The sequence below is a fragment of the Streptomyces sp. OR43 genome, assembly GCF_008042275.1.
Classification (GTDB): domain Bacteria; phylum Actinomycetota; class Actinomycetes; order Streptomycetales; family Streptomycetaceae; genus Streptomyces.
This window is the reverse complement of sequence record NZ_RDBK01000043.1, coordinates 1,004,172-1,021,029: the sequence shown is the minus strand read 5'-3', so window position 1 is coordinate 1,021,029 and position 16,858 is coordinate 1,004,172. Positions and strand designations below refer to the sequence as shown.

At 69.8% G+C, this 16,858-nt stretch carries 15 protein-coding genes, 1 tRNA gene and 1 pseudogene; 8 read left to right on the top strand and 9 right to left on the bottom strand.

Translation table 11 applies throughout. The features are described 5' to 3' along the window. Window positions 1-2: 2 nt before the first annotated feature. From EAO72_RS22990 to EAO72_RS22980, 3 genes are all read left to right on the top strand, one after another. Complete coding sequence (locus EAO72_RS22990; protein ID WP_148019170.1) at window positions 3-1,478, top strand: ATP-binding protein; 1,476 nt, start codon at window positions 3-5, stop codon at window positions 1,476-1,478. Window positions 1,479-1,927: 449 nt separating this feature from the next. Then, entirely contained in the window at window positions 1,928-2,125 is a 198-nt protein-coding gene (locus EAO72_RS22985) for a helix-turn-helix domain-containing protein (protein WP_148019169.1), read from the top strand. Next, window positions 2,125-3,273, top strand: coding sequence for a tyrosine-type recombinase/integrase (locus EAO72_RS22980; RefSeq protein ID WP_187285183.1), 1,149 nt, complete (start codon window positions 2,125-2,127; stop codon window positions 3,271-3,273). The genes EAO72_RS22985 and EAO72_RS22980 overlap by 1 nt, the downstream gene beginning before the upstream one ends. Before the next feature lie 67 nt (window positions 3,274-3,340). Here the strand turns inward: EAO72_RS22980 and EAO72_RS22975 are convergent. From EAO72_RS22975 to EAO72_RS22950, 6 genes are all read right to left on the bottom strand, one after another. Next, window positions 3,341-3,416, bottom strand: a tRNA-Arg gene (locus EAO72_RS22975). Window positions 3,417-3,684: 268 nt separating this feature from the next. After that, a complete protein-coding gene (locus tag EAO72_RS22970) occupies window positions 3,685-4,452 on the bottom strand; it encodes a TIGR03086 family metal-binding protein (protein WP_148019167.1) in 768 nt (255 codons plus the stop codon). A 142-nt stretch (window positions 4,453-4,594) separates the two neighbouring features. Next, complete coding sequence (locus EAO72_RS22965; RefSeq protein ID WP_148019166.1) at window positions 4,595-5,236, bottom strand: TetR/AcrR family transcriptional regulator; 642 nt, start codon at window positions 5,234-5,236, stop codon at window positions 4,595-4,597. Between the two features lie 234 nt (window positions 5,237-5,470). Continuing rightward, a complete protein-coding gene (locus tag EAO72_RS22960) occupies window positions 5,471-6,364 on the bottom strand; it encodes an alpha/beta hydrolase (RefSeq protein ID WP_187285182.1) in 894 nt (297 codons plus the stop codon). A 373-nt stretch (window positions 6,365-6,737) separates the two neighbouring features. Beyond that, a complete protein-coding gene (locus EAO72_RS22955; RefSeq protein ID WP_148019164.1) occupies window positions 6,738-7,361 on the bottom strand; it encodes a VOC family protein in 624 nt (207 codons plus the stop codon). A gap of 109 nt (window positions 7,362-7,470) precedes the next feature. Then, a complete protein-coding gene (locus EAO72_RS22950) occupies window positions 7,471-8,223 on the bottom strand; it encodes an IclR family transcriptional regulator (protein ID WP_261991606.1) in 753 nt (250 codons plus the stop codon). A gap of 346 nt (window positions 8,224-8,569) precedes the next feature. Here EAO72_RS22950 and EAO72_RS22945 point away from each other — a divergent pair, with 346 nt between their 5' ends. After that, the gene (locus EAO72_RS22945) at window positions 8,570-10,087 is read left to right on the top strand and encodes a class I adenylate-forming enzyme family protein (protein WP_261991794.1); all 1,518 of its coding nucleotides are present in this window, start codon (window positions 8,570-8,572) and stop codon (window positions 10,085-10,087) included. A gap of 70 nt (window positions 10,088-10,157) precedes the next feature. On the opposite strand, the gene EAO72_RS22940 is transcribed toward EAO72_RS22945, so the two are convergent. After that, entirely contained in the window at window positions 10,158-11,435 is a 1,278-nt protein-coding gene (locus EAO72_RS22940) for a M6 family metalloprotease domain-containing protein (protein ID WP_148019162.1), read from the bottom strand. Window positions 11,436-11,704: 269 nt separating this feature from the next. Here EAO72_RS22940 and EAO72_RS22935 point away from each other — a divergent pair, with 269 nt between their 5' ends. Both EAO72_RS22935 and EAO72_RS22930 read left to right on the top strand, forming a co-directional pair. After that, entirely contained in the window at window positions 11,705-12,367 is a 663-nt protein-coding gene (locus EAO72_RS22935) for a TetR/AcrR family transcriptional regulator (protein WP_148019161.1), read from the top strand. 214 nt (window positions 12,368-12,581) lie between these two features. Beyond that, complete coding sequence (locus EAO72_RS22930; protein WP_148019160.1) at window positions 12,582-14,114, top strand: MFS transporter; 1,533 nt, start codon at window positions 12,582-12,584, stop codon at window positions 14,112-14,114. Between the two features lie 215 nt (window positions 14,115-14,329). Here the strand turns inward: EAO72_RS22930 and EAO72_RS22925 are convergent, their stop codons facing one another. Continuing rightward, complete coding sequence (locus EAO72_RS22925) at window positions 14,330-14,842, bottom strand: MarR family winged helix-turn-helix transcriptional regulator (protein ID WP_187285181.1); 513 nt, start codon at window positions 14,840-14,842, stop codon at window positions 14,330-14,332. Window positions 14,843-14,976: 134 nt separating this feature from the next. Here EAO72_RS22925 and EAO72_RS22920 point away from each other — a divergent pair, with 134 nt between their 5' ends. Further along, window positions 14,977-15,759 carry a dioxygenase family protein gene (locus EAO72_RS22920; RefSeq protein WP_148019158.1) on the top strand — a complete coding sequence of 261 codons (783 nt, stop codon included), beginning with the start codon at window positions 14,977-14,979 and terminating at the stop codon, window positions 15,757-15,759. 262 nt (window positions 15,760-16,021) lie between these two features. Here the strand turns inward: EAO72_RS22920 and EAO72_RS22915 are convergent, their stop codons facing one another. Continuing rightward, window positions 16,022-16,576 carry a GNAT family N-acetyltransferase gene (locus EAO72_RS22915; protein WP_148019157.1) on the bottom strand — a complete coding sequence of 185 codons (555 nt, stop codon included), beginning with the start codon at window positions 16,574-16,576 and terminating at the stop codon, window positions 16,022-16,024. A gap of 148 nt (window positions 16,577-16,724) precedes the next feature. Between EAO72_RS22915 and EAO72_RS22910 the strand changes: the two are divergent. Beyond that, window positions 16,725-16,858: pseudogene (locus EAO72_RS22910) on the top strand (RNA polymerase subunit sigma); the annotation flags it as partial.

Below are 16,858 nucleotides of genomic sequence, written 5' to 3'. Positions count from 1 at the left end.
CCATGGCTGACGACGAGAAGAACCCCGCCCGCGAAATCATCACCGACTACGCGCAAGCGCACTTTCGGTACTTCCGCACCGCCGACGGCACCGTCTACGCGCAGAAGAACGGCCACCCCGTGGCCCGCCCGATCCGCTCGCAGGGCACGACCGGTAGCCACCGGCAGGAACTCATGGTCGGGCTGTTCAAGGACGGGCGCGGCGTGTTCAACGGGACCGCGCTCAAAGAAGCGCTCGACCTGATCGAGGCTCTGGCACTGACCGAGAACACCCAGCCCGTACACATCCGCGTTTCCCCCGGATTCGACGGAGCGACGTGGCTGGACCTGGGACGCAGCGACGGGCAGTCCGTCCGCATCCACCCCACCGGCTGGGACATCACCGTGCCCGACCCCCGCGAGGTGTGCTGGCGGCGCACCCAGCTCACCGGGGAACTCCCGCTGCCGGCCAAAGACACCGACGGCAAGGGCATCGATCTGCTGTTCCGGCTGACGAACTTCGCCAACGCGGAGACCGAGTGCCTGGCCATGGCGTGGCTGGTCGGCTGTCTGGGGCCGTCGGTGCCCGTCCCTGCGCCGTTCCTCACCGGGCCGCAGGGTGCGGGGAAGTCCACGGCCGGCCGGATGCTCGTGCGGATCATCGAGGGCATGAGCGGCGACCTGCGTCGGGCGCCCAAGGATGAGGAGAACCTGATCGCGGCCGTGGCGGCGGGATGGGTCACCGCCCTGGACAACCTCTCCCACCTGACACCGGACCTAGCCGACGCCATGTGCTGCATCGTCACCGGAGCCGAGTCTGTGAAGCGCGCCCTGTTCACCGACGGGGACGTCCACCGGGCCCGCTACCGGCGTCCCCTACTCCTGACCGGCATCGACGTGGGCGTCCTCCGGGGTGACCTCGCGGAACGACTTCTGCCGTTGCGCCTGGAGCGCCCCCGCGTCCGCCGCACCGAGGCTGAACTCTGGGCGGAGTTCGAAGAGGCGCTGCCCGTCATCCTCGGCTCGCTCCTGGACCTCACGGTCAAGGTCCGCGCGGCCGAGGCGGAGACGCCCACCGATCTGCGCATGGCCGACTTCGCCCACCTGTGCGCGCAGTTCGACGCGACGTCCAGCCTCGGAGCACTGAACGCATACCGGGCCAGCCTGGACGACCTCAACGACGACGTGATCGAGGGCGATCTCCTCGCGCAGACCGTTCTCCAGCATGCCGACAGCATTGAACCGGGCGGCGAGCAGCGGATGACGTCCACCCAGTGGCTGCACTGCCTCAGCGGCGTCTACAGCGGCGACGATCTGCGGCCCCTGCCCAAAGGGTGGCCGACCACCGGGAAAGTCCTCTCCGACCGTCTCAAGCGCCTCCAACCCACCCTGGCCGCCCGGGGGGTCATCATCGACTCCGGGCGCACCCGCGAGGGCCGCTACCTCGAAATGACCCGCCGGGCCGCACCAACCCCGCACGAGCAGACCGAAGCGTTCTGACCCGCAGCCCGTTCGCCCGGACAAGCAAGAAGAGCACCAGCTCCCGAGGGGCGTGCTCTTCTTGCTGTTCGGCGGAACGCCGCCCAAGGGTCGCGCCGCGCAGCGGCCCCTCATTCACGTTCTGAGCAGCCACCGCACTACTACAGACACCCCTTCTTTTTTCCTAAGTAGGGAAGCTCTGCGTCACAGCGTCACGCGTACGGCAAAAACGGCCCCTGGCCTGCGGCTACGGGCGTGACGCAGACGGAAATCTCTGCGTCATCCTGCGTCACCTGCGTCACGCCGTGACGCAGCCCGTGACGCACCGATGACGCAGGACCACACCCCCGCGTCACGCAAAACACCAGGTCACAAGCCCGCGTGACGCTCGTGACGCTGTGACGCAGAAATCCGCACCTAGGACAGGCGCGGCCCCTAGCCGACCCGCTCGGACGATCTGAGGAGCCTCGGTGACCACCTCTTTGCCCCCGACCCATACCGCGCTCACAGTCCCCGAAGTCATGGACGCGCTCAAGCTCAGCCGCTTCATGGTCTACAACCTCATTCGCTCGCGGGAGCTGCCGAGCATCACCATCGGCCGAGCCCGTCGCGTTCCCGCCGAATCTCTCCGCACCTTCATGGAAGCCAAGTTGGAGGAAGCCGCCTGATGGCACCGAAAAAGAGGAACCCGAACGGCGCCGGCAGCATCTGGCAGCGCAAAGACGGCCGGTACGAGGCACGCGTCTATGTGCCTCAGCCCGACGGGACACGCAAGCGCAAGACCGTCTACGGCAGCACCTGGGAGGAATGCGACACCAAGCGGCAGGAGCTGGTCCTGCGTGACAGGCAGGGCATCCCCACGCCCACCCGCTCCGCCAAGCTCTCCGAGTGGCTGCCCTACTGGCTGGAGCACTATGTACAGCCGCGTCGCAAGCTCAGCACCCTCGATAAGTACGAGGCGCACGTGCGTCTCTACTTGGTCCCGATGCTCGGGACTAAACGGCTGGAGACGCTGAGCGTCGCCGACGTGCGCCGGTTCATCACCCGAGTACAGGCCGCCCAGACCTCGGCTACGGCGAAAGAAGCGCATCGGGTGCTGCGAACCGCGCTCACGGCTGCGGTCCGCGAGGAATTGATTACGAGGAACGTCGCATCCCTGGTCGAGTCGCCGCGCGTGAAGCAGCGGGAGATCAGCCCCTGGTCATTGAAGGAGACGCTGTCCTTCCTGGAGGCCGCGCGCCGCGACCCGCTCTATGCGGCGTTTGTGCTGGCCATCTGCATGGGTCTCCGGCGCGGTGAGCTCGTGGGTCTGCGCTGGTCGGACGTGGACCTCGACAACCGAGTGCTCCACGTCCGCCACCAGACCCAGCGGCGCAGAGGAGTGCTCTACGACGACGACCCCAAGAGCCGGCGCCGCAGGGTCGTCCCGATGCCCGCGCTCTGCATCGCACCGCTGCGCTGGCACCGGCTGCGGCAGCGGGAGATGTTCGCGGCGACCGGTGTTGCCTGGTCCGAGGGTGGATACATCTTCGCCACAAGGAACGGCCGGCCGGTGGAGCCGCGCAACGTCTACCGGTCCTTCACCCGGGTCGCTGCTGGCGCCGATCTCCGGGTGGTCCGGCTGCACGATGCCCGGCACGGCTGCGCCACGCTGCTCACCGCGGCCGGCGTCGCTCCGAGGGTCATCATGGAGATCCTCGGCCACAGCCAGATCAGCATCACGATGGACGTCTATACCCACGTCGTCCAGGACACCCAGCGGGAGGCGATCAGCCACATGGACCGCCTACTCAAGCGACGTCTGCCGGACGCCTGAGACGCGACTGCCGTCAAATGGTGCCGTCAAAAGGCCCCGGACCATGATCGGTCCGGGGCCTTTTGCCTGGTGCCCCCGGCAGGATTCGAACCTGCGACACCCGCTTTAGGAGAGCGGTGCTCTATCCCCTGAGCTACGAAGGCGGGGCTTGCCGAAAACCTGCCGAAGCCCCGGTAAGGGGTGCCGGCGGAGTGAGGCGAGCGCCCTGGTCATGCTCCCTTGCGGCGGTGCCTGGGCAGGGGTCCCGTGGGACGCGCTCCCGGGCAGGCGCACTCAAGGTCGACTGACCGCTGACAGCCTAGCGGATGAGGAATGCGGAGGTCGCCCCCGTTGTCATCGGGCGCTGCCGAGGGCTCGGGGCGTGGCGTCCGTAGAGGGAGTGCGGGCTTCCGGAAGTGGGCGGGGGGCGGGTCACGGGGTCGTGGCGGGCCAGTCGGGCGCGCGTCCGAGCGTGGTCAGGATCAGGTCGAGTGGGCGCGCGCCGGGGGCCGGGGACAGAGCCGGGCGGAACGCTGCTTGTGGGGCGAGCCTTCGTTCGTCGTCCGGCACGCGCAGGGCGATCGCCAGTGCGGCCTCGGCGGTTTCCTCGTCCAGGTCGAGGTTCACGCCGATGGTGCGGGCCAGATCCCAGCCGTGGACCACGTGGTCGAGGAAGTGGAATCCGATCGCGACCTCGGCGCGGAAGCGTCGCGTGTCGCTGATCTCCGGGAGGGTGAACTCCCGGGTGAGTACGCCCTGTCCGGCGAAGGCCGAGAGGGCCGATTCGGCCGCGGCGCGGTAGGTCTTCAGTGGATCGTCGCCGAGTGTGCCGGGCCGCCACACGGCTGCATCGGCCCCGTCTCCTGCGGCGGCGGCCGCGAAGCCGCGGTGCTGGGCCGTCATGTGGGCCACCAGCTGACGCAGCGTCCAGCCGGCGCACGGGGTGGGTCGGTCCCAGTCCTCGGGGGCTGCCTGCTCCAGGACGCGCAGGGTCTCCAGTACTGCCGTTCGGTCCAGGGTCTGGATGTCCGTGCGCAGCCCTTCGGCGCTTGCGGGATCAGGTGGCGTGGGGTGGTGCGCCAGGAGTTGCGCATCGATCAGGCCGTCGAGGTGGTCCTTGATCCACTGGTTCGGGCCGGGGTACGTGTCGATCGCTTCCGGCTCGCCCGTGCGGGAAGGCGGATGCGGGAGGAGCGCCATGCCGACCTCCAGGGGAAGTGTTGACTGAGCAGATATTAGCACGATCGTACGTGCGGTTTGATTGTTGTGCCGACCTGTTTCGCTTCTCGTGCCGCTCGCGGACTCCTTCCCCGGGGCTGCGGAGGGCGGAGTGCGTGGTGGGTCAGGGTGCCGGGAGTGGTGACGCGTCGGTGGCCACGGCGCGCAGGCGGTTCAGGATGCCCTTGGCTGCCTTGTCGTAGCAGGTGAACTCGTTGTGCAGGACGGATTCGGCGTTCGCCATCTCCATCAGTGCGATCAGCTCGAACGTGAGCTGGGCCGCGTCGGCCTCCGCCTCGACCTCGCCCGACTGCTGCGCTTCGTGCACGGTCTGTTCGACGAAGGCGAACCAGTTGGTGCGGGCTGCGGCCAGCGTGTCGTGGACCTTGCCCTCGCGGGCGTCGTACTCGGCCGAGACGGAGTAGAAAAAGCAGCCGCCGGGGAAGACCCGCTGTCGTGAGTAGTCGAGCCAGCCGGCGCACACCTGCCACAGGCGGCCGAGCCCTGCCGGCAGATCGCGGGCCGGCTGGACGACGTGTTCCACGTAGATCTTGACGGCTGCCCCGACCGTGGCGAGCTGCAGCTCCTCCTTGGAGCCGAACAGCGCGAACACGCCGCTCTTGCTGAGCTTCAGCTCGGTCGAGAGCCGCCCCAGGGAGAGGCCCTCCAGGCCTTCGACGGAGGCGATCTCCACGGCGCGCTTGAGGACCAGTTGGCGCGTCTGGTTCCCGCGCGCGATCCGCCCGTCGGTGCGTGCCTCTGCCATGCCCTGCCCATCGCCCGGGCCGGACCCTCGTGGTGCCGCCGCCGAGCTCTCATCGTACCGATTGGGTAGACGATCGTGCGGTCAGAATGTGCGGGGGGTGAGGGTGATCGCTGCCGCCCCTTGGGTCGGGTCTCCGCCCCTTGGGCCGGGTCGCCATCCAGCGGGTCGGGTGGCCATCCGTTGGGTCGGGCCTCCGCCCATGTGGGGCCGGTTCGCCGGTCTGGCCTGCCGCGATCACGGGGCTGCGGCCCTTTCGGCGTCCGTGGCCGCCGAGCGGTCCGGCCCGTGTTCGACGAAGTCCAGGACGCTGCGCACCACGTTCGCGTCGCCCAGGATCCGGCGGTGCCCGAGGCCCGTCGTGATGAGCAGCCGTGCCTGACCGCCGAAGGCGGCGGCGAGGCGGCGTCCCTGCCGCACGCTGATTCTCGTGTCGTCCTCGTCGTGGATGATCAGGAGCGGAGGCTCCAGGTCCGCCACCGTGTTCACGGCGGAGAACGGCGTCCGGTCGGCCGGCAGGCCGGGGAAAAGGTTCTTCGCGACGTGTTGGTGCAGCCGCGCTTTCAGTGGGTGGCGCAGCCTGAGAGTGGAGCAGAACTCCTCGATCAGGTAGTCGTAGTCGCAGACCCCGCTGATGGTGGCGACCCTCTTCGCCTTCACCCCGCCCTGCAACGCGAAGAACGCCCCCAGGGCGCCGAGCGAGTGCGCGATCACTGCCTCGAACTCGCCGTACTCGTCCTGGAGCCCGGCGATGATGTCGCGGTACTCGAGAATCGTGGTGCTGCGACCGGTGGCGTCGCCGTGGCCGGGCGCGTCGAAGGCGATGACGCTGTAGCCCCGGTCGAGGAGGCCCGGGACGAAGTCCGCGAGGCGCGAGGCTCGCGACTGCCAGCCGTGCACCAGGAGTACGGGCCTTGCGCCGTTGCCCCACCGGTAGGTCGCCGCGAGTTTGCCGTTGACCCTCTGTCGCTGGATGTGCGCGTCGCCGAACAGTTCCCGCTCCGAATCCCGCATGCTGCTCCGGGCCAGTGGCATGTGGAACAAGGTGTAGGTGCCGGCGCCCGCGAGTCCGCCCGAGAGTCGGGACGTGGCGTTGAGCGCGGCGCTGACCATCATTTCCGTGCGAACCATGTCCAGTGCTCCTTGATCGGTATCCGGAGCCCAGTAAGTTAGCACGAACGACCGTGCTTTTATAGGCGGTCGGCAGACCACCCGTTCCGAGGAGAACGCCATGTCGGCCACTCTTTCCGGGTGGATCCCGCTCCGTTCCGACCGCGGTCCGGTTCGGTCTCCGTAGGGCGTACGGAGCGGGAGTCGCAGGTCTTCGTGGCGCGCCCCGCAGGCGGAACGTGCGCTCCCACCGGAACCGGGGCAGCGTGCGCGCGACCGCCTGGCAGAGCGAGGGCTTCGCCGTGGGTGCGACCCGGCAAGCCGCCCGCGCCCTGCTCTCCGGCGGGTCCGCGTGGCCCGCCCGACACCCGGCCCCGCGCGCCCGGTCCGCCGGTCAGGGCGCGGTCGTCACGGAGGCGGCCTCCCAGCCGAATCCGTCCGGGTCGGTGAAGGCGCCGGAGCCGCCCACGAGGGCCAGCCGGTGCGAACCCGTGCCGTCGACGGGGACGCCGACGTCCTTGGCCAGGGCGCGGCGCCCGTACAGGGCCAGCTTGACGGGGCTGTCCTGGGTGTCGAACTCGACGTACTTGCTGCCGAAGCTCTTGGCCACCGCGAGGCCGCGCTCGACGTAGAAACGCTTGCTCGCGGTCACGCTGTCGACGCCCAGCAGGAGAATCAGTTGATCGATCCGTCCGGTGGCCGGGGCGGTGTCCTTCTTCGCGCTGGTCGCGATCTTCCAGATCGTTCCGTCCGGCGCCCGGACGACGCCGCCGTAGCCCCAGAAGGACTTCGTGGCAGGCTTCAGCGCCGTGGCGCCGGCGGCGAGCGCGGCGTCGACGAAGCTGCGGACGTCGGCCGGCTGGGAGACCGTGAGCGACAGCGAGAACCCGCGGAATCCGGTGGTGGGCGCGTCCGATGCGCGCAGGCCCACCCGGGTGTCCAGGCCGAGGGCGGTGTAGAAGCGGTGGGCGGCGGCGGTGTCGGCCACCTCGAGGGTGAGGGCTTCGATGAAGGTCATGTGCTTCACGCTAGGTGCGGCTCCACCACCGGTGCTTCTCGATTCCTGACCGGTTCGGCCGCGGGCCTTCAGGGCGCCGCTCGGCTCCTCCGCGCACGGCCTCGGGGCGTCAGCCCGTGACGGTGAAGGACAGCGATGTCAGCGTTTGCTCGCTGCGTGCCTTGAGCCGCTGGGCGGTGCTGTGCAGACGGTGCGACTCGGTCACCGGAAGCGAGAACGCGATGGTCGAGGGGATGGCGCCGATGGTGATGGGGAGAGCGGCGCAGACCGTGCCCGTCGCGTACTCCTCGCTCTCGTGCACGGGCTCGCCCCTGCGCGCACGGGCCAGGCGGCTGAGGACGGTTTCGGGCTCCGTCATCGTGTTCCGGGTCAGCGGGACGGGCGGGTGGCGGTCCAGATGCTTCCGCCGGGAGGTCCCGTCGAGCTGGCTCAGGAGGCACTGGCCGATGGCGTGGGCGTGAGCGGATGCCCCGAAGGGCACGTCCTCTTCGACGGAGGCGTGGGAGGGACCCGGCACGGCGTGGGTGAGCCGTACCTCGCCGTCCAGGTACAGGGCGTGGTAGACGGCGGCGTCGAGTTCGAGGGCCACCTTGCTGAGCCATTGCGAGGGGTCGGAGCCGGGTACGGCGGCGCGGCCGAGGGGCGCGTCCCCGGGCACGTACTGGCCGTGGTCCCGGCGCAGATAGCCCTCGTGCACGAGGGTGCGCAGCAGGTGGTAGGTCGTGCTCAGCGGCAGTTGGGCCCGGCGGGCCAGCTGCTTCGCCGTGGCACCGTACGGATGCTCCGCCGCCGCTTCCATGAGCCGAAGGGCGCGCTGTACGGAGCCGATGAGGGTGGGGGATGCTGCAGGTCGCAGGGACAACGGACACTCCGGATTCTCCTTCGGCACGGAGAGGGACACCCCCTTGAACATTTGAGCGCGCGCCTCGGTGCGCGGCTTTTGACCATGGTTACCCCAGGGTATGTTCGCACTTTCCAGGGACCGGGACGGCTTGACGGTGTGTGAGGGCGGGCCTAGCGTCGCCAAGATCGTGAGCATGCGCCCAGAAAGGCCGTTCGTGCCCCATCCCGGTCGGACCCCGGTCACACCTCCCTTGCCTCCTTCAACTCCCCTGTCCGAGGCCGGACTCGGATCGGAGGTCGGACTCGAACCCGGGGCCGGACTCGAACCCGGGGCCGGACTCGGATCGGACGTCGAACTCGAAGCCGTGGCCGCAGCCGAGGCGGCGGCCCGTGTGCACGCCGCGCTGGCCGGTCCCGGCGGTCCGTTCGCCGTGGTGCGGGCCGAGGACGGGCCGCAGGCGGGCTCGCTGATATACGCGGACGGGCCCAGGACGCTCCGTGAGTTCGTGGAGCCCACCTGGGCGTTCGCGGACCGGCCGTTCCTGATCGCGGGGACCTCGGGGGAACGCGACTACGCGTACGGGGAGTTCTTCGCCGCCGCGTCCGCGCTGGCGTGCCGGCTGAGCGATGCGTACGGGCTCCGTCCGGGCGACCGGGCCGTGGTGGCGATGCGCAACCGTCCGGAGTGGCAGATCGCGTTCTGGGCCGCCCAGTTGGCCGGACTGGTCGCCGTTCCGCTGGACCCGCGGTGGACGGAGTCCGAGTTCACGTACGCGCTCGACGACTCCGGGCCCCGGGTCCTGCTGGTCGACGGCGAACGGCTGCCGCCGGTGGCGGGCTGGGCGCGGAAGACCGGGGCGCGCGTGATCGTCTTCCACGGAGAGGACCACCACCGCGCGCAGGAGGACCACGTCGAACGGTACGAGGACCTGCCGGCGCCCGATCCGCTCGCCGCGCCGCCCGAGGTCGAGGTCAGGCCCGAGGACGACGCGACGATTCTCTACGCCCCCGGCGCCACCGGCAGGCCCCAGGGGGTCGTCGCCACCCAGCTCGCCCAAGCGGGCGCCGCGCGCGACCCGCGGTTCCACGCGGCGGCCTCCGCGCTCGGCCGGGGAGGCATTCCGGGGCAGGAACCCGCGCCCGTCACGCTGCTGACGATCCCGTTCTTCCACGTCGCCGCGCTCAGCGGCCTCTATGCCGCGATGTCGGCAGGTGGCGCCGTCGTCCTGATGGGCGAGTGGGACGCAGAGGAGGCGCTCCGGCTGATCCGGGAACACCGCGTCACGAGCTATGCCGGGACGCCGGAAACCGCCCTGGACCTGCTCGCCGAGGCCGACCGCACGGGAGACCGGCCGGAGAGCCTCCGGATGCTCGATACCGGCGGGTCCGCGCCGCCGCACGTCCTGCTCGCACGGCTGGCCGCACGCTGCGGGGAGCGGATCGAGCCGTACCGGGGGTACGGGCCGGCCGAGACCGGCGGCGCGGCCTTGGCGAACACCGGCGCCGAGTACCGGCTCCATCCGGGCAGCCCGGGACGGCCGACGCCGAGCACCGAGGTGCGCATCGCCGGTCCGGCGGGCGGGGCGCTGCCCGAGGGGGAGACCGGCGAGCTGTGGCTCCGCGGTCAGGCGCTGGCCCGCGGGTACTGGCAGGACGAGGAGGCCACGGGCCGGGCCTTCACCGGTGGCTGGTTCCGTACCGGCGACCTGGCGGTGATCCGTGACGGGCGGGTCGACGTCGTCGGCCCGAAGGCAGACGGCACCGTCGGCAACGAAAGCACCGAAAGCACCGACGGCACCGACGGCGCAGGCAGCACCGATGGCATCCACAGCGCCGACGGCACCCACAGCGCCGAGAAGGCCGTAACAGACGAGAAGGCATAGACAGGCGAGACGGCCGGGCCTGCCGGGCCTGCCGGGCCTGCCGGGCCTGCCGGGGTGGCCGGCGAGACGGTCAGAGGCGAGTGATGCGTACCCGGTAGTCGCCCTTGGAGTCCTTGTCGAGCACCGAGATGCTGATCCCGTTGGCCCGGTCGGTGAAGGACTGACCGGGCTGGAACGCGGCGTCGGAGAGCTCGGCGTGGACGTTGGGCAGCCGGGTGCAGCCGCTGCTGTCCTTCGTGCTGTCCGTGACCGACACGGGCCCCTGGCCGGTGTCGACGTCCGAGCTCACCTTGTAGATCAGCACGCCCGGCCGGCACACCTCCTGGTCGTTGCCGGCCTGGGTCCGCACCTCCACCGCGTAGCCGGACTCCGCGGTCAGCGGTACGAACGCCAGCTTCGTGCCGCCGTGGGTGGCCAGCGGTTCCAGGACGTGGTCGCTGGTGCCGGTCCGGGAGGCGCAGCTGATCTGGTTGTTGTCCAGCCAGCCGAGCTTCCACTTGTGCCAGCCCAGCAGGTCGTTGTTGGCGCCCCAGTCCTCGGACATGATGTCCCAGTGCCCGACCGAGCCCCCGCCCTCCATCGTGTAGAGGTCGGGCAGGCCGAACACATGGCCGTTCTCGTGCGGCAGGACGCGGTAGCCGGTCTGGGCGTACGAGCCCGAGCCGTCGTCCTGGCGGCTGTAGACGAAGGACGTGTTGGAGAGCGGGACGCCGTCCGCGTACGGGGCGTCGTCGTTGCCGGAGAAGGTCACGGACAGCACCGTGTCCAGGGCCGACGGGCCGGCGTTCGGAGTGACCAGGATGTTGACCAGGTCGTATGCGGTGAAGTCCACCTTCGGGTCGGCGGCGGCGACGATGTCCTTGACGAGATGGCGGTAGCCCGGTTCGTACGGTGATCCGCGCTCGATCCCGTACTCCGCGAACGGCAGCGGCATCCGCAGCCAGGTCTTCACGGGCGCTTCGGGTACGTAGGTGAGCCGCCCGTAGGAGCTGGTGCGGAACCAGTCCGTGGTCTGCGGGAAGAACTCCGCGAGCCGGTCCATGGCCGGCTCCTTCCCCTGCGCGTCGGGGAAGTCGATCATCAGGTTCAGCGCGTGGACCTGGCCGGTGGAACGGGCGTAGCCCGGCTGCGTGGGCATGCCCTCCGACATCTGCACCCCCATGGTCGCCGATATCCGGCACGGGCCGAGACCCGCCGCCTGGCTGGTGGTCATCGGACCGGCGGAGGCCCGGCTGGGCAGGGGGAGGGTGCTGCTCGCCGAGGCGAGGGAGGCGATGACCAGGGCTGTTGCCGCGCCGAGTGCGACCGGGTGGCGGTGCTTGCGTATCCGGTGGCGGGGCTGCTGCATAGAGGCGCCTTCGGGTCCGCGGCAGCCGGCCGACCCTGACTGCGCTCTGTCGATCAGCATTGGCCGGGCGGTGCGGGGCCGCCCGTTGGGTGCGCCGATCGGTTGGTTTTTCCCTTTTCAGGACGTGTGGCGCAGGTCACATCGGCCCGGGAAATAACCGGGGATCGTTTCCCCGTTTGCACCGGTGTCCCTGCGAAACGGGGAGGCGGTCCCCGGTTACACGGAGGGGTCGCCGAAGTTACGAAGACCGGAAGAGAAGGAGCGCCGCCGTGGACACCGTCACCCGCACCGCAGCCGGAACCGCGCAGCCGCGTACGCCCCGACCGAGGGCCGACGCACTGCGCAACCGGGAGCGGATCGTGACGGCGGCGCGCGAGATGTTCGTCGAGTTCGGCCCCGATGTGCCGCTCGACGAGGTCGCCCGCCGCGCCGGCGTCGGCAACGCCACCCTCTACCGGAACTTCCCCGACCGGGCCGCACTGACCCATGAGGTCGTCCTCGCGGTCACCTCCCGTACCACCGAACGTGCCGAGGAGGCCGCGAACGAGGAGCAGGATCCCTTCCTCGCGCTCAGCCGCTTCGTGCACGCGGCGGCCGACGAACGGATCGGGGCCCTGTGCCCCATGCTGTCCGGCGGTTTCGACAAGGACCATCCCGAACTGCTCGCCGAGCGCCGGCGCCTCGAAGAGGCCGTCGAAGGGCTCGTCGAGCGCGCCATGTCCGCGGGGCGCCTGCGTACCGACATCGCCGTCGGCGACGTACTGGTCGCCCTCTCCCAGCTCACCCGGCCGCTGCCGGGTATCGCCTGTCTGAACATCGACCGGTTCACCCACCGCCACATCCAGCTGTTCCTGGACGGACTGGAGACCCCGGCCCGGTCCGTACTCCCCGGAACGGCGGCGACCTTGGAGGACCTGCGGCGCCGGACCTGACCAGCGCGCCGGGCTCCTCAACCGGACGCCCGGCCGCGTGTCCGCGACACCGCGACCCCCTTCTCCCTTTCTTCCTGACCACAGTCCAGCCAGACCAGCCAGACCAGCCAGACCAGCCAGACCAGCCAGTCCGGCTCTCGCTTTCGCCCGGCCTTCACCGAACGCACGGTTCACGACCTCGCGCGCTCTCGCGCGTCCTTAGGTGGCTACTCCCATGTCAAAAACAGCTGATATCCGACTCCCGGACCCCAGTCGCTGGAAGGCGCTGGCGTTCATCGCACTCGCGCAGTTGATGGTCGTGCTCGACGCCACCATCGTGAACATCGCGCTGCCGCATGCCCAGACGGACCTCGGCATCACCGATGCCAACAAGCAGTGGGTCATCACGGCCTACGCTCTCGCCTTCGGCGGACTGCTGCTCTTCGGAGGCCGGATCGCCGACCTCTGGGGCCGTAAGCGCACCTTCGTCGTCGGCCTGATCGGCTTCGCGCTGGCGTCCGCCCTCGGTGGCGCGGCGCAGAACCAGGGCATGCTGTTCGGCTCCCGTGCCCTTCAGGGTGTGTTCGGCGCGCTGCTCGCCCCGGCGGCCCTCTCGCTGCTCGCGGTGATGTTCACCGATGCCAAGGAGCGCGCCAAGGCGTTCGGCATCTACGGGGCGATCGCCGGTGGCGGTGGTGCCGTCGGCCTGATCCTCGGTGGTTTCCTCACCCAGACGCTGAACTGGCGCTGGACGTTCTTCGTCAACATCCCGTTCGCGATCGTCGCGGCGGCCGGTGCGTACTTCGTGATCCGCGAGCCGGCCGGCAGCCGTAACCGCTCGTCGCTCGACATCCCCGGAGTCGTCCTGTCCGCGCTGGGTCTGGTCTCGCTGGTCTACGGGTTCACCCGTGCCGAGTCCAGCGGCTGGTCGGACACGCTGACCATCGGCACGTTCGTCGCCTCCGCCGTGCTGCTGCTCTCCTTCGTCCTGGTCGAGTCCAAGGTCAAGTCGCCGCTGCTCCCGCTGCGCGTCGTGATGGACCGCAACCGCGGCGGCGTCTACCTGTCGCTGGGTCTGGCCGTCATCGCGATGTTCGGCCTGTTCCTGTTCCTCACGTACTACCTCCAGGTCGTCAAGGGCTACTCGCCGATCAAGACGGGCTTCGCCTTCATGCCGATGATCGTCGGCATGATCACCGGCTCGACGCAGATCGGCGCCCGGCTGATGACGCGGGTCCCGGCCCGTCTGCTGATGGCCCCCGGCTTCCTGCTCGCGGGCGTCGGCATGCTGCTGCTGACGCAGCTGGAGATCGACTCGTCCTACGCGGCGGTCATCCTGCCGGGTCAGCTTCTGCTGGGTCTCGGCATGGGGACGGCGTTCATGCCCGCCATGTCGCTGGCCACGCACGGCATCGAGCCGCGTGACGCGGGTGTCGCCTCCGCGATGGTCAACACCTCGCAGCAGGTCGGCGGTGCGATCGGCACCGCGCTGCTCAACACCATCGCCGCCTCGGCCGCCACGGCGTACGCCACCTCGCACGCCGCGCTCGGCGCCACCGACCCGGAGCAGCTGAAGCTCCAGTCGATGGTGCACGGCTTCACCGGCGCCATCTGGTGGGCCGTCGGCATCCTGGTGGTGGCCGCCGCGATCGCGGGGACCTTCATCAACGCCGGCCGTCCGTCGGTCACCACGACGTCCGGGGGCACCGGCTCCGGTGACGCCGAGGGCGTCGAGGACGAGTTCAAGATCCCGGTCGTCGCGCACTGAGCGCCCGTCCGTGAGGTTCCGTCGCACGCGTGACGGGGCGTGAAGCGAGCTCTGCCCCGGTTCCGTATCCATGGAACCGGGGCAGAGCTCGCTTCGTTCCGTATCCATGGAACCGGGGCAGAGGCGCGTGCGGGGGCGGGGGTGCGGGGTGCCTGCGCGGACGCGCGTGGGGCGGGGGCGTGTGGGGGTGCGCGTAGAGACGTGTGCGGCGTTGGTCAGCGGAGCCAGGGGAGGTCCGCGTCGGAGCCTTCCGGCTGGAGCCCGGCCGCCATGACCTGCATGATCTCGCCGAGCGCGCGTACCTGCTCGGGGGTGAGCCGGTCGAACATCGCCTGGCGTACGGCGCTGACGTGGCCGGGGGCCGAGTGGCGGAGCATCTCGTAGCCCTCCTGGGTGAGCACCGCGTTCTGGCCGCGCTTGTCGGACGGGCAGTCCTCGCGGCGCACCCAGCCGCTCTTCTCCAGCCGGGCGACGGCGTGCGAGAGCCGGGAGCGGGTGATCTTGGCGTTCTTGGCCAGTTCGGTCATCCGCAGTTGGCGGCGGGGCGCCTGGGCGAGCTGGACGAGCAGTCCGTAGTAGATGTGCGGCATGCCGGCATCGCGTTGCAACTGGCGGTCGAGGTGATCCTCCAGGAGCGTGGTGGCGTGCAGATACGCACGCCAGACGCGCTGTTCTTCGTCGGTGAGCCAGCGCGGCCCACCGGTGGATGCCGTGGTCATGTACTCCACTGTACGACCTTTTCTTGAAAGTTGAACTAGATAGAGCTAAGGTCTCCAGGGATAGGAACTTGAAGATTAAAGAAAAGTTCCTGTCGAAGGCCCCGTAGAAGACTTACCTTGAGTAGCAGTGGATGGGGAGTGTCATGACAGTCACCGCGGAGCGCATGCCCGCCCTCTATCTCTCCCACGGCGCCCCGCCGCTGGCCGACGACCCGGTCTGGCCCGGCGAACTGGCCGCCTGGTCCGCCGGTCTGCCGCGTCCCACCGCCATCCTCATGGTCTCCGCCCACTGGGAGGAGGCACCTCTCGCGCTGGGAGCCACCGAGACGGTCCCGCTGGTCTACGACTTCTGGGGCTTCCCCGAGCACTACTACCAGGTGCGTTACGCCGCGCCGGGCGCCCCCGCCCTGGCCGAGAGCGTCCGCAAAATGCTGCGCGGCGCCGGTACGCCGGTCCAGGACATCCCGGACCGCGGCCTCGACCACGGGGCGTACGTCCCGCTGGTGGAGATGTTCCCCGGGGCCGACATCCCGGTCCTGCAGATCTCCATGCCGACGCTGGACCCGCAGAAGCTGATGGACATCGGGCGCAAGCTCGCGCCGCTGCGCGACGAGGGCGTCCTGATCGTCGGCAGCGGCTTCTTCACGCACAACCTGGCCGCGCTGCGGCATACGGGCGGCGGTGTGCCCGGCTGGTCCGCGGAGTTCGACGACTGGGGGCACCGCGCGCTCCAGGCGCAGGACGTCGACGCGCTGCTGGACTTCGAGCACAAGTCCCCGGCCGGCCACCTCGCCCACCCGCGGACCGAACACTTCGCCCCGCTCTTCGTCACGCTCGGGGCCGCGGAGCAGGAGCTGGGGCGGGGGCGCAGCGTGATCGACGGGTTCTGGATGGGGCTGGCCAAGCGCTCGGTGCAGTTCGGCTGAGACGAGCTTTTCCGTACGCGCCCCGGCTTCCCGAACGCGCCCCGGCTCTTCCGTACGACCCCCGGCTTCCGTGCGCGCCCCGGCTTTTCCGCGCAGGCCCAGGCTTCCCGTACGGGCCCAGGCTTCGCGTACGGGCCCCGGCTCAGAGCGTCGGCGGGTTCAGCTCGACCGACCGAGCCCCGCCTGATCCAGACGAGAGGCCCTAGGCGGGTCACGGGCGCCCGGGAACGGTCTGCGGTCCCGAGCGGGGCGGCTGCCGGTACTAGGTCTGCGGTCCGAGTTGTTTCTCGTACCAGGCCACGTCCCAGTACCGGTCGAACTTCCGGCCCACCTCCGTGTACGTACCGATGGGGCGGAACCCGAAACGTTCGTGCAGGCGGACCGAGGAGTCGTTGGGCTGGGTGATGCCCGCGTACGCGCGACGCAGGTCCTCATCGGCGAGGGCCTCGAAGAGCGCCGTGTAGAGGAGGGTGCCGATGCCGCGTCCCGTGGCGTCGGGGGAGCAGTAGACGCTCACCTCGACGGAGGTCGAGTACGCCGCCTTGGGGCGGAACGCGCTGCTGGTCGCGTAGCCCAGGATCCGGGGGCCGGACCCGCTTCCGCCGTCCGCGCGATGGGCGTCCTGAGCAACCAGAAGCCGGTGCGGGCCGTCTTCAGGATGGGAGCGCAGCCAGGGCAGGCGCTGCTCGGGGGTGAAGGGGGCTACGTCGAATGTGAGGGCGGTCTCACGTACGTAATGGTTGTAGATGTCCGTCAGAGCGACCAGATCATTCTCGACGCCCGCCCTGACCTGCACTTCCGTGCCCCGTTGTGGCATGTGCCCTCCCCCTTTGGCGCGACAGGGTACTGCATGATCGCGAAAATGAATGCCGGTCATGGGAATTCTGTCCGGATTCCAGTCGTTGTTTCCATCGGATGCAGGGCACCCGAAAGGGTGTCGCGACCTACTCAGCAAGGGAGCACGCATGGCAACCCGTGCCGTCGCCCGTCGTTCGTCCGCCACCGGCGGGACCAACCGGGCAAGCAGTGTTCGCGCCGTGGGCGGGGAGATCGCCGATCGCGACCTGGTCGGCATGTACCTGGACGAGATCGCGCGCAC